We start from the raw sequence: 13,767 nt of genomic DNA on the forward strand, positions 1-13,767 counted from the left end.
AGAAAACGGAGAGAGGTCGTCGTGACCATTTTTGAGAAGGCCACGCGGGAGAAGTTCCGCTATCCGTCGGCCAAGGGACTGCTGACCACGGAGCAGTTGTGGGAGCTTCCGCTGACCGCCAAGTCCGGCTTCAGCCTCGACGACGTGGCCAAGGCGGTCAACGCCGAACTCAAGGCCGTCGACACCGAGTCGTTCGTGGCCACCGAGGCCAATCCGGCCAAGGCGACCCTGGAGACCAAGTTGGAGGTCGTCAAGCACGTCATCGCCGTCCGCCTCGCCGAGGACCAGGCGGCGAAGGCGGCGGCGGCCAAGAAGCTGGAGAAGGAGAAGCTGCTGGCGGTCCTGGGCCGCAAGCAGGACGCGGTCCTGGAGAATCTGACCGAGGCGGAGCTGCTGGCCCGGATCAACAACCTGTAGCCCGCTGACGATCTGGCCTGCGGTGGGGATGGTGCGCCCGGCAGGATTCGAACCTGCGGCCTTGGGATTAGAAGTCCCCTGCTCTATCCGCTGAGCTACGGGCGCGCGCCGACGGTCGTCGCGCCAAGAGGGTACCGCCGCTCCCCGTCCGCCCGGGGGTACGGGTCGGCGCGTCCGTTCCGCCCCTCAGCGTCCCATGCCGGGGCCCGGAACGGCACCACAGTTCCGGCGGGTCCCGCGTGGGCCGGGCGGGACGCGATCCGTACCCTCGTCGGATGCTGCTCGACCAGGAAACCGAGAACGAGATCGTCTTCGAGCTGTGTCAGCTCCTCGGACGGGCGATCCTGCCCCTCACCGGCTCGGACGGCCCGGGCACGCCGCCCGGCGTCCTCGGCACCGCCTTCTTCTACAGCGAACTGGTCGGCGCCACCGACGACGGGGAGGTCGCGCACGAGTGGCTGCTCACCGCCGACGCGCTCACCGACCGGGCGTACGGCGAGATCGGGTTGCGGCCCAGCGTCACCGAGCCGGCCGAGGGGGCGGACGAGCCGATCGAGCTGCCCGGTTTCGCCGACCACTGGCTGCACCTGCCGGAGCTGGGGCTCGCCGCGATGCCGACCGGCGGCCTGCACGGCTGGGCCGACGACCGGGGCTGGCGCTGGCGTACCCAGCAGGTCACCGAGGCGGTGGCCGCGCCGGCCGACTCGGTCGCCCGGATCGGCGCGGCGCCCGTCTCGGCGTTCGTGCTGGCCCTGGGCGCGGGTGAGGACGGGTCGCGGCCGTTGGAGGCGGTGGTCGAGCGGGTCGCCCGGGACGGCGGCGAGGTGCGGGTCACCACGGAACTGCCCGCCGGCTACGTGGGCGCGCCGGTGTTCGCGGTGGAGGCCGGACCGGACGGCGGACCGGCGCTGCGCTGCCTGGGCGTGGTGCTGCCGTGGCGCGCGGGCGGGCACCCGGTCGCGACGTTCGACCGGATCCGCGCCGCGCTCGCGGCGGTCGTCACCGACTGAAGCGGCGAGGCGGGGCCGGGCTCAGCCCTCGGCGGTCGCGTCGGCCCGCCGCCGAGGTGACGGCGGCGTCGTGGGCTCCGGTTCGGTCGGTCCGGCGCGGAGGAATCCCTCCGCCCACCGTCCGACCTCCGCGAAGACCTTCTCGCGTACGCCGGGACTGGACAGCGTGAGGTCGTGCAGCCCGCCGTCGAAGCGGGCCAGCGTGACGTGGTGGCCGAGGCGGGGCGCCCAGCGCACCATGTGCTCGACGTCGAGCACGGCGTCGGCGCCGGTGGCGCTGTCGTGCCACTTGGTGCCCCGGAAGCTGCGCGTGGAACAGGCGAGCAGCACCGGCACCGGGATGTCCAGCCCGGCCCGCAGGCGACGCTGACCGGTACGGATCGCGTTGATCCAGCCGGCCCGGACCGGGAACCCGGCGAGCGGCTTCCAGGCCAGGTCGTACCGCCACTCGCCCCGGTGGTCGGCGTGCAGGCTCTCGCCGTACACGGTGCCCAGGCCGAACGGCAGGACACGCTGCGGCGCCCTGCGGCCCAGGCGGGAGACGGCGGCCGCGAGGGGCCGACGGACCATCCAGGGCGCGTTGATGTCGAAGAAGGGGCTGTTGAGCACGATGCCGTCGACCAGTCCGGCGTCGCGGCGGTCGTGCGCCCAGAGCGAGATGATCAGGCCGCCGGTCGAGTGGCCCATCGCGAGCAGGGTGTCGTGGCCCTCCTCGGCCCGGATGATCTCCGCGGCGGCGTCCAGCTCAGGGAAGTAGTCGCTCAGGTCGCGGCAGAAGTTCGGAGTCTGGTGCGCCAGCAGGCTGCGGCCGTACTTGCGCAGGTCGAGCGCGTAGAAGTCCCAGCCGCGCTCGGCGAAGAAGTCGGCTACGTGGGTCTGGAAGAAGTAGTCGACGAACCCGTGCACGTAGAGCACGGCGCGACCGGTCGGGCGGTCGGCCCGCCGCCGCACCAGGGTCGCGACGACCGGCCCCTCGTCGTCGGTGCCCAGGTCGATCGTCCGCCGCTCGTAGGGGGCGCCCAGCACGTCCGGTTCCACGACCGCGACGGTACGCCGCCGCGCTACTCGGCGGTAGGGGTGCTGGGCTGTAAGGAGGGGGCCCTTGTTAACGCATCCGGTAGAGGAAGGGCCCCTTCTTAACAACGCCTCGGCGCGGGGACGGCCCGCCCGCCGGCACCGAGCGGGCGGGCCGTGCCGGGATTCAGACGGTTTCGGCGTCCTCGCGTGCGGCGTCCTGCAACGGGACGCCCTCGGGCTGGTCGACGGCGCGCAGGTGCTTGTTGTTGCGCGGCTCCTGCCGGGTCTTCGCGTCGTTGAGCTTGCGGCGCAGGTCGTCCCGGACGTCGTTGAGCGCGGCGTGCAGATCCTCCTCGGTCGAGGTGGTGACGATCTTCTGCCGGCCGGCGATCCAGCACTCCAGGGTCACCTTCTGGCCCCGGGCCTCACGATCCTTGACGGACACCTCCAGCTCGGTGGCGTCGGCGTGGAAGCCGGCGAGCCGGGTGTCCAGGGTCGCGAACTGCTCGGCGATCCAGTTGCGGTCGCCCTGGGAGAACCCGGCGCCGACCCGCAGGCACTCGGCCACGGTCGCGGGGTTCGCCACGGCGCTCATCGCGCTGCCTCGCGGACGTCTCGGAGAAGCATCGGAGCTCCCTTTCTCTCGGTTGATCAAGTACTTACCCAACCGGCGTGATTCCGGAACGCCTGCTTGCCGGCTCCACTCGATCGTGCGTCGCCGCAGGTCAGGCGCGTAGGGCCGGTTGACCTAGCAGATCGGGACCTTGATCAGGGGGTTGTCCACAGGTCGGTCCGTCGTCCACAGGTACGGGCCGGGCGGGTGGCCCGGGCGAGGCGGCGGGCCGACGCTTTCCGGGACAAGTCGATCCCTGGGAGGGGCGATGTTCGATACGTACGTCACGATCGTCGGCAATGTGCTGACCGCGCCGGAGTGGCGCCGGACCACCCAGAGCGGAACGCTGGTGGCCAACTTCAAGGTCGCCTCGACCGCCCGCCGGCTCGACCGCGACAGCGGCCGCTGGGTCGACGGCAACAGCCTGCGGGTACGGGTCAACTGCTGGCGCCGCCTGGCCGAGGGAGTCGCGTCCTCGGTGGCGGTCGGCGACCCGGTGATCGTCGCCGGCCGTCTCTACACCCGGGACTGGACCGACGAGTCCGGCACCCACCGCACGCTCTACGAACTGGAGGCGGTCGCGGTCGGGCACGACCTGTCCCGCGGCCGGGCCCGGTTCCTGCGCAACCAGCCCCGCGCGGCCACCAGCACGGTCGAGGACGCGGAGGCCGAGCAGCGGGTGCACGGCGAGACGACCGAGCCGGTGCCCGACGGGCAGGCCCCGGCCACCTTCGACGACCGGCCCTTCGACGACGACTTCCCGCCCTCGGAGTACGGCGGCGGCCGGGTCGGGCTCGTCGGCACCGTGGAGCGGGTGGGTGAGCCCGACCCGTTCGACGCCCGGTCCGTCGACGCCCGGTCCGGTGCGCGGCAGGCCACCGGCTTCGAACCCGGTTCGGGTGGCCCGGCGGGGGAGGAGGACGAGCTGGGCGACGTGGCCGACGACGGGCCGGCCACGGCCGAGGACGACGAACTGGGCGAGGTCGCACCGCCGGAGGTCGGCGGACCGGGTGGTTCCGGGCCGGGTGAGGGCGAGCCGGGCGGCGCGAGCCCGGGCGGGACCGCGTCGGGGCGCCGGAGCAGGCGACGGACCCCGGTGCCCGCCTGACAGTCGTCCGACGGGGGCGCGGGGTGGTGACATCGGCGTCTCCACCCCGCGTACGACTAGGCTGGCCGGCCGGAGGTGGTGCGGGTGCGGCAGGCGACCGCCATGGCGAACGCGACCGGACTGGTGGCGGGCTACGCGCTCGACGCGCTGCTCGGTGACCCCCGCCGGTGGCATCCGGTGGCCGGCTTCGGTCGGGCGGCCGGCGCCCTGGAACAGCGGCTCTACCGTCCCGACCGGTCGGCCGGGGCCGCGTTCACGGCGGTGGCGGTCGGCGCGCCGGTGCTGCTCGGCGCCGCCGCCGCGCTGGCCACCCGCCGTCATCCGGTGGCCCGGGCCGCGCTGGTCGCCGCCGGCACCTGGACGGTGCTCGGTGGGCGCACGCTGCGGCACGAGTCCCGGGTGATGGCCCGGGCGCTGGGCCGGGCCGACCTGCCCGCCGCCCGGGCCCGCCTCGGCAACCTCTGCGGGCGGGACCCGTCCGCCCTCGACGAGTCCGAACTCGCCCGCGCCACGGTCGAGTCGGTCGCCGAGAACACCTCGGACGCCGTGGTCGCCCCGCTGGTCTGGGGCGCGGTCGCGGGCCTGCCCGGCCTGCTCGGCTACCGGGCGGCCAACACGCTCGACGCGATGGTCGGTCACCGCTCACCCCGGTACGCCCGCTTCGGCACCCCGGCGGCCCGGCTGGACGACGTGCTGAACCTGGTGCCGTCCCGGCTGACCGGGCTGCTCACGGTGGCGGTCGCGCCGGCGGCGCACGGGGACCGTGCCGTCGCCTGGCGGGTGTGGCGGCGGGACCGGGCCGACCACCCGAGCCCCAACGCCGGTCAGTGCGAGGCGGCGATGGCGGGCGCGCTCGGTGTCCGGCTCGGCGGGCGCAACGTCTACTTCGGCCGCGCGGAGACCCGGCCGTTCCTCGGTGACGGGCCCCGCCCCGAGGCGCGGCACCTGAAGCGGGCCGCCCGGATCTCCGGCGCGGTCGGCGTGGCCGCGCTCGGCCTGGCCGCGCTCTACCCGGTGACCGTCGGGCGCGTGGCCGGTGCCGCCGGGCGGGCCGCGCTGGGCGTCCTCATGCGGGCAGCCCGTCGGGGGAGCGGGCGGTGAGCGGCGGGCTGCTGGTCGCCGGCACCACCTCCGACGCCGGCAAGAGCGTGCTCACCGCCGGTATCTGCCGCTGGCTGCGCCGCCGGGGCGTCCGGGTCGCGCCGTTCAAGGCGCAGAACATGTCGAACAACTCCGCTGTCGTGGTCGGGCCGGACGGGCGCGGCGGGGAGCTGGGCCGGGCCCAGGCCATGCAGGCCGCCGCCTGCGGGCTCGACGCCGACCTGCGGTTCAACCCGGTGCTGCTCAAGCCGGGCAGCGACCACGCCAGCCAGGTGGTGCTGCTCGGCGAGGCGGTCGACACGGTCACCGCCGGCAACTACCACGAGGTGCGGTCCCGGCTCGCCACCACCGCGTACGCGGCGCTGACCGAGCTGCGCGAGGAGTACGACGTGGTGATCTGCGAGGGCGCGGGCAGCCCCGCCGAGATCAACCTGCGTGACGGCGACTACGTCAACATGGGGCTGGCGCGTGCGGCCGGGCTGCCGACGATCGTGGTCGGCGACATCGACCGGGGCGGCGTGTTCGCCTCGATGTTCGGCACCGTCGCCCTGCTCGACGCGGCCGATCAGGCGCTGGTCGCCGGGTTCGTCGTGAACAAGTTCCGGGGCGACCGGGGGCTGCTCCAGCCGGGGCTGGACATGCTGCGCCGGGTCACCGGCCGCCCCACGTACGGGGTGGTGCCCTGGGCGCTGGACCTGTGGCTGGACGCGGAGGACTCGCTCGCGTACGGGCGGGTGCTCGGCCGGCCGCCCGCGCCCCGGGGCACCGACTGGCTCGACGTGGCAGTGGTGCGGCTACCCCGGATCAGCAACGCCACCGACGTCGAGGCCCTCGCCACCGAGCCGGGTGTGCGGGTACGCCTCACCGTCGAACCGGCCGAACTGGCCGCCGCCGACCTCGTGGTGCTCCCCGGCACCAAGTCGACTGTCGCCGACCTGGCCTGGCTGCGGGAGACCGGCCTGGCCGACGCGGTACTGGCGCACGCCGCCGCCGGCCGGCCGCTGCTCGGCATCTGCGGCGGCTTCCAGATGCTCGGCCGGGCGATCCACGACCCGGTGGAGAGCCGCGCGGGCACCGTGCCCGGCCTCGGGCTGCTGCCCGTCGAGATCACTTTCGAGCCGGTCAAGACGGTGCGCCGGGCCGAGGGCAGCGCCGCGGGAGACGTGCCGGTGAGCGGCTACGAGATCCACCACGGCCGCGTCTCGGCCGCCGACCCGGGTCTCGCGCCGCTGCTCCGTCACACCGACGGCACCGGCGAGGGCGCGCGCCTCGGCACCGTGTACGGCACCCACTGGCACGGCACGTTCTCCTCCGACGAGTTCCGCCGCCGCTTCCTGACCGAGGTCGCGGCGGCGGCCGGGCGCACCGGCTTCAAGGTCGCGCCGGACACGTCCTTCGCGGCGGCCCGGGAGCGGACGCTGGACCTGCTCGGCGACCTGGTGGAGGAACACCTCGACACGGACGCGCTGTGGCGGCTGATCGAGTCCGGTCCGCCGCCGGGACTGCCGTTCGTGCCACCCGGCGCGCCGCCGGCACAGAGCGACGTCCGGCGGCCCGCCGTCGACCGCGCGGTTCAGTAGCGCACGTCGGCCGGGCGGTCGGACATCGGCAGCCCGGCCTCCCGCCAGCCCTGCACCCCGCCGATCATGTCGGTGGCCTGCCGCAGCCCCAGCGTCTGGAGGCTGGCGGCGGCCAGGCTGGAGCTGTACCCCTCCCGGCACACCACGACGATCTCGCGGTCGTACCCGGTGGCCTCGGGGATGCGCCAGGCGCTGGCCGGGTCGAGCCGCCACTCCAGCACGGTGCGGTCGATGACGATCGCGCCGGGCAGCTCACCCTCCTCGCGGCGCTGCGCCTCGGTACGCGTGTCGATCAGCAGCGCGCCGCCTCGGACCGCCTCGACGGTCTCGTGCGGAGTGAGCCGGCGGAGACCGGCGCGGGCCTGTTCCAGGAGGGCGTCGACGCCCGGACACATCACGTCATGGAGCACCCCCCGATGATGCCCAGCCGTCCACGTCACCGCTCGCCGAAACGGCCCGCCCGGGTCGCAGGTTCCAGCGGACGGGGGAACGTTAGCGTCGGTCGGGTGAACGTCGCCGTGATCGAGGCGTACGCCGGGTTGGCCCGCCGCGTGCTGGCCGGTCCGGCGCGGTTGGGGCGTACCCGGCTGGTGGCCGTCGACGGGCCCAGCGGCGCGGGCAAGAGCGTGTTCGCGACGCGCCTCGCGGACGCGCTCGCGGAGCGGGCGGGCGGCGTGCGCCCGCCGCTGGTGCACACCGACGACCTGCTCGACGGCTGGGACGACCAGCTCACGTTCTGGACCCGGCTGGAGGAGCAGGTGCTCGGCCCGCTGCGGGCCGGCCGGGCGGGCGGCTACCGCCGCTACAGCTGGGTGCGCCGGCGCTTCCTGGACCGGGTGGTGCCGGTGCCGGCCGGTCCGGTGCTGATCGTCGAGGGGGTGAGCGCCGCCCGCGCCGCGGTACGCCCCGAGCTGACGCTGTCGGTGCTCGTCACCGCGCCGGCCGAGCTGCGGTTGCGCCGGGCGCTCGCCCGCGACGGTGAGCAGATCCTGCCGGAGTTGCGCCGCTGGCACGCGGGGGAGCGGGCGCACTTCACCGCCGACGGCACCGCGGCGGCGGTGGACCTGGTCGTCGACGGTGCCCCGGACCTGCCGCACGACGCGGACCGCTACTACGTCCGGGTGGGCGGCTGGCGATCAGGCTCGGCCGACGTGGCGGGGTAAGGCCAGCATACGATTCCGGTCATGACCACTCCGATCCTCTCCGAGTCCGAGGTGCGGGCCGCCGTCGAGCGGGAACTGCCCGGCGTCCGTGCCGACCTCGAGCGACTCGTCCGCATCCCGGGCATCGCCTTCGAGGGCTTCGACCACTCGCACGTGGAGCGTTCCGCCGAGGCGGTGGCGGAGCTGCTGCGCGGCTGTGGCCTCGACACGCGGATCGTCCGGTCCGGCGGCCAGCCCGCGGTGATCGGCACGAAGGCGGCCCCGCCCGGCGCGCCCACCGTGCTCATGTACGCGCACCACGACGTGCAGCCGGTCGGCGACCTGTCGCTGTGGGAGTCGGACCCGTTCGAGCCGGTGGAGCGTGACGGCCGCCTCTACGGCCGGGGCGCCGCCGACGACAAGGCCGGCATCATGGCGCACGTCGCCGCGCTGCGCGCGTTCGGCGACCGGCTCCCGGTCGGCGTGGTGCTGTTCATCGAGGGCGAGGAGGAGTACGGCTCGGACTCGCTGGAGCGGCTGCTCGCCGAGCACCGTGACGATCTGGCCTCCGACGTCATCGTGATCGCCGACTCCACCAACTGGGACGTCGGCGTGCCCGCGCTGACCACCTCGCTGCGCGGCATCGTCAACTGCTTCGTGGAGGTGCGCACGCTCGACCACGCGGTGCACAGCGGCATGTTCGGCGGCGCGGTGCCGGACGCGCTCACCGCGCTGGTGAAGCTGCTCGGCACGCTGCACGACGAGGCCGGTGACGTCGCGGTGGACGGACTGGTCGGCCGCGAGGGCGCCAGCGTCGACTACCCGGAGGACCGGTTCCGCGCCGAGGCCGGCCTGGTCGACGGCGCGGAGCTGTTCGGCACCGGCCGGATCACCGACCGGCTCTGGACCAAGCCGGCGCTGGCGATCCTCGGCGTGGACGCGCCGGCCACCGGCGAGGCGCCGAACGCGCTGGTGCCGTCCGCGAAGGTGAAGCTGAGCGTACGGCTCGCGCCGGGCGACGACCCGAAGAAGGCGTACGCGGCGCTGACCGCGCACCTGGAGCGGCACGCGCCGTGGGGCGCGCAGGTGTCGGTGACGTTCGAGCACGACGGCGCGCCCTGCGTCATCGACGCCTCCGGGCCGATGTTCGACGCGGCCCGGTCGGCGTTCCGGGCGGCCTGGGACGGCACCGACCCGGTGGACATCGGGGTGGGCGGGTCGATCCCGTTCATCGCCACGTTCCAGGAGATGTTCCCGCAGGCCGCGATCCTGGTAACCGGGGTGGAGGACCCGCACGCGCGGGCCCACGGGCCGAACGAGAGCCTGCACCTGGGCGAGTTCGCGCGGGTGTGCCTGGCCGAGGCGCTGCTGCTGGCCCGGGTGGCGGAGGCCGGAAACCGCGTCTGAGGTGTCGAAACCGTAACTTCGGGGCCGATGTCGGAGTTTGTGGTGTGTCGGCGGGCGGGGTGTTATAGCCTTTCGAACATGCGTACGAACGACGAGATGGAGCGGCTTCAGGCCGCCGTCCGTGCTCTGGGGGACGTCGACGTCTCCGCGTGGTCCGAGGACACGCTCAACGAACAGATCGGCGAGCTCTCCGCCGCGCTGGTCACGCTCGACGCGCTGCTCACCCGGGTCGCCGAGGGCGTGCGCGGGCGCGGCCTGCGGATCGAGGAACCGGTCTCGGCCTGACCGGTTGCCGGTGACCCGGCCACCCGTGTGGTGTGCCGGGTCGCCGGATCGGCCCCGGTGTCGCAGGTGACTGGCAGGATATGGGCGTGCGTTTCGCGGAGCTGGCGGCCACCTCGGCCGCGGTCGGCGCCACCAGCGGCAGACGAGCCAAGGTGGAGCTGCTGGCCGCTGCGCTGCGCGGGCTGGAGCCGGGCGAGATCCCGGCCGGCGCCGGCTATCTCGCCGGTGAGCTGCGCCAGCGTCAGACCGGTGTCGGCTGGGCGGGCCTGCGTGACCTGCCGCCGCCGGCCGCCGAGCCGACGCTCACCGTCGCCGCCGTCGACGCGGCGATCGAGGAGATCTCCCGCGTCGCCGGCTCCGGTTCGCAGGCCCGGCGGCGGGATCTTGTCGGCCGTCTCTTCGCCGCCGCGACCGCCGACGAGCAGCGCCTGCTGACCGGCCTGTTCCGGGGCGAGCTGCGGCAGGGCGCGCAGGCCGGGCTGCTGACCGACGCGGTCGCGCGCGCCGCCGACGTACCGGTCGCGGCCGTCCGGCGTGCCCTGCTGCTCGCCGGTGACCTGCGCGCGGTGGCGGTCGCGGCGCTCACCGGCGGCGCCCCGGCGCTGGCCGGGTTCGGCCTCCAGGTGGGCCGCCCGCTCGCGCCGATGCTGGCGCAGAGCGCGCCCTCCGTCGACGAGGCGCTCACCGCCACCGGCGTGCCGGCGATGGTCGACGTGAAGCTCGACGGCATCCGCATCCAGGTGCACCGTTCCGGCTCGGACATCGCCGTGTTCACCCGCAGCCTGGACGAGATCACCGGCCGGCTGCCCCAGGTGGTGGCGGCCGTACGCGCGCTGCCCGCCCGCGAGCTGGTGCTCGACGGTGAGGCGATCGGGCTGGACGCGGCCGGCCGGCCGCTGCCGTTCCAGGAGACGTCCAGCCGGGCGGCCCGGCGCACCACGCCCAGCACCACCGGGCCGACGCAGGTCGCGCCCGCTGTGCTGGCCGCCGCCGAGCGCACCGGCGAGCCGGTGCTCACGCCGTACTTCTTCGACCTGCTGCACCTCGACGGCGCCGACCTGATCGACGCGCCCGGGCGGGAGCGGTGGGCGGCCCTGGCCCGCGCGGTCGACGCCTCGCTGCTGGTCGACCGGATCGAGGTGGACGACGCGGAGCAGGCGGCCACGGCGTTCGCCGCGGCTGTCGACGCCGGGCAGGAAGGCGTGGTCGTGAAGGACCCGGCCGCGCCTTACGACGCCGGCCGGCGCGGCTCGGCCTGGGTCAAGGTCAAGCCGCGGCACACGCTCGACCTGGTGGTGCTCGCGGTCGAGTGGGGCAGCGGCCGGCGCGAGGGGTGGCTGTCGAACCTGCACCTCGGCGCCCGTGACCCGCGAACCGGTGAGTTCGTCATGCTCGGCAAGACCTTCAAGGGGCTCACTGACGAGATGCTGCGCTGGCAGACCGAGCGGTTCCTGTCGCTCGCAGTGGAGAAGGGCGACTGGGAGGTGCGGGTCCGGCCGGTGCAGGTGGTCGAGATCGCCTTCGACGGGGTGCAGACCAGTAGCCGCTACCCGGGTGGCATGGCCCTGCGCTTCGCCCGTGTGCTGCGTTACCGCCACGACAAGACGGCCGCCGAGGCGGACACGATCGACGCGGTCCGCGCCATCCACGCCGGCCGGATCACCGGCTGACCGGTCCGGCTCAGGCGGAGGTGGGGGCGGCCGGCTCGGCGGCCCGGTCCACCGGCTCGCCCGGCTTGTCCAGTCCGGCGAGGCGCCGGGCCTCGCGGCGCGCCACCCAGCCGTAGCCGAACAGGCTCATCACCGCGAAGATCCACCACTGCCACACGTAGCCGAAGTTCTGCCAGTTGTTCGTGTGCCCGATCTGCACCGCCCGGAACGCCGGGTCGGCGGCCGGCGTCTGCCCGTCGAGCAGCACGTAGCCGCCGGTCACCGGATAGGGGAGCTGCTCGGCCAGGCGGGGGATGTCGATGCGCCGGGCCTCCAGCTTCCCGTCGCGCCGGCTGACCCCGCCCCCGCCGCTCTCGCTGGCGACCACCCGGCCGGTCACTGTCACCTCGCCGCCCGGCGCCGCCGGCACCTGCGGCTGGACCGTCGCGCCTGCCCCGGGGGCGGGCGGGATCCAGCCCCGGTCGACGAGCACCGCGCTGCCGTCGGCGAGCACCAGCGGGGTGAGCACCTCGAAGCCGACCGTCCGGTCGACGGTCCGGCCGCGGATCAGGACGGTGTTCGCGCTGTCGTACCGGCCGGTGGCGGTGACCCGGCTCCAGGTCAGATCCTCGGCCGGAGCGGGACCGACGGCACCCGCGCCGCCGGTGGGCGCGGGCAGCGCGTCGCGCAGCGGCGCGGGCGTCATGGTGGCTCCGGCGTCGATCCGGTCGTTGATCGCCGTCCGGCCCCGGTAGCGGTCCAGCTGCCAGTTGCCCAGGAACACCATCACCGTCGCGGCGACGAGCGTCAGCGCGAGGTAGCCGAGCCAGCGCGGGGTCAGCAGGAACCGGTACACGTTGGCCAAGGCTACCCGTATGAGCGATGCCACTCGCCGTCGCCGGGCAGAAACGGCGGTACGCGCGGACGTCGCGGGCCGGGCCGGACGGGTATGGTCACGCGGGCGGAAACCACCCACATCAGGAGTCGATGATGACCGACGTGCCGCGCGTCGTGCTGAGTGCGCCCTCCTCGGGTCACGGCACCGGCGCCGTCTCTCTCGGCCTGCTGGCGGCCCTCGCCGACCGGGATCTCCCGGTGGCCGGCTTCAAGGTCGGGCCGGACCAGGTGGACGCGGCGTACCTCGGGCTCGCCGCGGGCCGTCCCGGGCGCACGCTCGATCCGAGGCTGGTCGGTCCGGAGCGGATCGTCCCGCTCTTCGCGCACGGCGCGGCCGGGACCGGGTTCGCCCTGGTGCAGGGGACGATGGGCCTCTACGACTCGGTCGCCGGGCGGCCGGAGAGCGAATCCACGGCGGCGGTGGCCACGGCGCTGCGCAGCCCGGTGGTGCTCGTGGTGGACGTGGCCGCGATGGGCCAGTCGGTGGCCGCGCTGGTGCACGGCTTCCGGGCGTACGACGACGAGCTCTGGCTGGGCGGCGTGATCCTCAACCGGGTGGCCTCGCCCCGGCACGAGGCGCTGCTGCGCGAGGCGCTCGACGACGTCGGCGTGCCGGTCTACGGGGCGCTGCGCCGGCACGAGCTGCCGCCGGTGCTGCCCGCCCGGCGGTACGGCACCGGTCCCGTGGTGCGCGGCGACGCCGACGCCGAACGTGGCGTACGCCGGCTCGGGGAGGCGGTGGCCGCCACCGTCGACCTCGACCGGCTGCTGGTGCTGGCCCGGTCCGCCCCGGCGCTCACCGTTCAGGCGTGGTCGCCGGAGCCGGCCGACGCCCCGGCGGCGTCGGCGGAGCGCCCGGTGGTCGCGCTGGCCGGCGGCCCGGCCGGCGCCTACAGCCACCCGGAGGTCGCCGAGCTGCTGCGCGCCGCCGGCGCCGAGGTCGTCACGCTCGATCCGCTGCGCGACGAGGCGCTGCCCGCCGGGGCGCGGGCGCTCGTCGTCGGCGGCGGGTTGCCCGAGACGTACGCGGAGCAGCTCTCCGCCAACCGCCGCCTCTGCATCGCGGTGGCCGAGCTGGCCCGCTCGGGCCGTCCGGTGATCGCCGAGGGGGCCGGCCTGCTCTGGCTGGCCCGGGAGCTGGACGGCCTGCCGATGTGCGGCGTGCTCGACGCGGTCGGCACGGTCCGGGACGGCCTGGTGGTCGGCTACCGCACGGCCACGGCGGTCACGGACAGCGTGGTGGCCCCGGCCGGTACGACGGTGACCGGGCACAAGCAGCACGCGGCAGTGCTGACGCCGCGGGCCGGTGAGCGGCCGGCCTGGCGCTGGGAGGGCGGCAACCCGGAGGGGTTCGTCCGGCAGGCCGTGCACGCCTCGCAGCTCGTGCCGCACTGGGCTGCGCACCCGGACGTCGCGGCCCGGTTGGTGGCCGCCGCGCTGGCGCCCGTGCCAGCGCCCGCCTGACCGCAAGGTGACGGAAACGTCGATCAAGGAGCTCGCGTCGGCGGATCAGGCGATCCGGACGCAAACTCCTTGATCGA

The 13,767-nt window shown here is 74.8% G+C and carries 14 protein-coding genes and 1 tRNA gene; 10 read left to right on the top strand and 5 right to left on the bottom strand.

Annotated elements, in window-relative coordinates:
- Window positions 1-21 precede the first annotated feature (21 nt).
- Window positions 22-417: a hypothetical protein gene (locus tag BAW75_RS06570; protein ID WP_043328857.1), complete on the top strand. Its 396-nt coding sequence runs from the start codon at window positions 22-24 to the stop codon at window positions 415-417.
- Window positions 418-446: 29 nt separating this feature from the next.
- Here BAW75_RS06570 and BAW75_RS06575 read toward each other — a convergent pair.
- Window positions 447-522: transfer RNA gene (locus BAW75_RS06575), tRNA-Arg, on the bottom strand.
- A gap of 170 nt (window positions 523-692) precedes the next feature.
- On the opposite strand from BAW75_RS06575, the gene BAW75_RS06580 reads away from it, so the two are divergent.
- Complete coding sequence (locus BAW75_RS06580; protein WP_104112969.1) at window positions 693-1,427, top strand: hypothetical protein; 735 nt, start codon at window positions 693-695, stop codon at window positions 1,425-1,427.
- 21 nt (window positions 1,428-1,448) lie between these two features.
- On the opposite strand, the gene BAW75_RS06585 is transcribed toward BAW75_RS06580, so the two are convergent.
- Together BAW75_RS06585 and BAW75_RS06590 are read right to left on the bottom strand one after the other, a co-directional pair.
- Window positions 1,449-2,465, bottom strand: a complete 1,017-nt coding sequence (locus BAW75_RS06585; protein WP_167435526.1) for an alpha/beta hydrolase — start codon at window positions 2,463-2,465, stop codon at window positions 1,449-1,451.
- Window positions 2,466-2,628: 163 nt separating this feature from the next.
- On the bottom strand, window positions 2,629-3,039 hold the full coding sequence (locus BAW75_RS06590; protein ID WP_043328869.1) for an HPF/RaiA family ribosome-associated protein: 411 nt from the start codon (window positions 3,037-3,039) through the stop codon (window positions 2,629-2,631).
- A 286-nt stretch (window positions 3,040-3,325) separates the two neighbouring features.
- Between BAW75_RS06590 and ssb the strand changes: the two genes are divergently transcribed.
- The 3 genes from ssb (at window position 3,326) to BAW75_RS06605 (ending at window position 6,846) form a co-directional block, all read left to right on the top strand.
- Window positions 3,326-4,165: a single-stranded DNA-binding protein gene (gene ssb / locus BAW75_RS06595; RefSeq protein ID WP_084789618.1), complete on the top strand. Its 840-nt coding sequence runs from the start codon at window positions 3,326-3,328 to the stop codon at window positions 4,163-4,165.
- Window positions 4,166-4,249: 84 nt separating this feature from the next.
- Entirely contained in the window at window positions 4,250-5,266 is a 1,017-nt protein-coding gene (locus BAW75_RS06600) for a cobalamin biosynthesis protein (RefSeq protein ID WP_402927562.1), read from the top strand.
- Window positions 5,263-6,846 (top strand): cobyric acid synthase, encoded by a 1,584-nt coding sequence (locus BAW75_RS06605; protein ID WP_104112970.1) that lies wholly within the window; start codon window positions 5,263-5,265, stop codon window positions 6,844-6,846. Before BAW75_RS06600 ends, BAW75_RS06605 begins: the two co-directional genes overlap by 4 nt.
- Here BAW75_RS06605 and BAW75_RS06610 read toward each other — a convergent pair.
- A complete protein-coding gene (locus BAW75_RS06610) occupies window positions 6,840-7,241 on the bottom strand; it encodes a rhodanese-like domain-containing protein (protein WP_013288093.1) in 402 nt (133 codons plus the stop codon). The two genes, BAW75_RS06605 and BAW75_RS06610, sit on opposite strands and share 7 nt — an antisense overlap.
- Window positions 7,242-7,352: 111 nt before the next feature.
- On the opposite strand from BAW75_RS06610, the gene BAW75_RS06615 reads away from it, so the two are divergent.
- The 4 genes from BAW75_RS06615 to BAW75_RS06630 all read left to right on the top strand — a co-directional run bounded on the left by BAW75_RS06615 (window position 7,353) and on the right by BAW75_RS06630 (window position 11,350).
- Window positions 7,353-8,009 carry a uridine kinase family protein gene (locus BAW75_RS06615; protein WP_244206023.1) on the top strand — a complete coding sequence of 219 codons (657 nt, stop codon included), beginning with the start codon at window positions 7,353-7,355 and terminating at the stop codon, window positions 8,007-8,009.
- 21 nt (window positions 8,010-8,030) lie between these two features.
- Complete coding sequence (locus BAW75_RS06620) at window positions 8,031-9,395, top strand: dipeptidase (RefSeq protein ID WP_104112971.1); 1,365 nt, start codon at window positions 8,031-8,033, stop codon at window positions 9,393-9,395.
- A gap of 78 nt (window positions 9,396-9,473) precedes the next feature.
- Complete coding sequence (locus tag BAW75_RS06625) at window positions 9,474-9,680, top strand: hypothetical protein (RefSeq protein WP_030273275.1); 207 nt, start codon at window positions 9,474-9,476, stop codon at window positions 9,678-9,680.
- An 86-nt stretch (window positions 9,681-9,766) separates the two neighbouring features.
- On the top strand, window positions 9,767-11,350 hold the full coding sequence (locus BAW75_RS06630; protein WP_104112989.1) for an ATP-dependent DNA ligase: 1,584 nt from the start codon (window positions 9,767-9,769) through the stop codon (window positions 11,348-11,350).
- A gap of 10 nt (window positions 11,351-11,360) precedes the next feature.
- Here BAW75_RS06630 and BAW75_RS06635 read toward each other — a convergent pair whose 3' ends face one another.
- Window positions 11,361-12,185 (bottom strand): SURF1 family cytochrome oxidase biogenesis protein, encoded by an 825-nt coding sequence (locus BAW75_RS06635; RefSeq protein WP_104112990.1) that lies wholly within the window; start codon window positions 12,183-12,185, stop codon window positions 11,361-11,363.
- Between the two features lie 134 nt (window positions 12,186-12,319).
- Between BAW75_RS06635 and BAW75_RS06640 the strand changes: the two genes are divergently transcribed.
- Window positions 12,320-13,690 (top strand): cobyrinic acid a,c-diamide synthase CobB, encoded by a 1,371-nt coding sequence (locus tag BAW75_RS06640; RefSeq protein WP_064448657.1) that lies wholly within the window; start codon window positions 12,320-12,322, stop codon window positions 13,688-13,690.
- Window positions 13,691-13,767: the final 77 nt, after the last annotated feature.

Origin of the sequence: Micromonospora chalcea (assembly GCF_002926165.1) — a bacterium.
Lineage (GTDB): Bacteria > Actinomycetota > Actinomycetes > Mycobacteriales > Micromonosporaceae > Micromonospora > Micromonospora chalcea.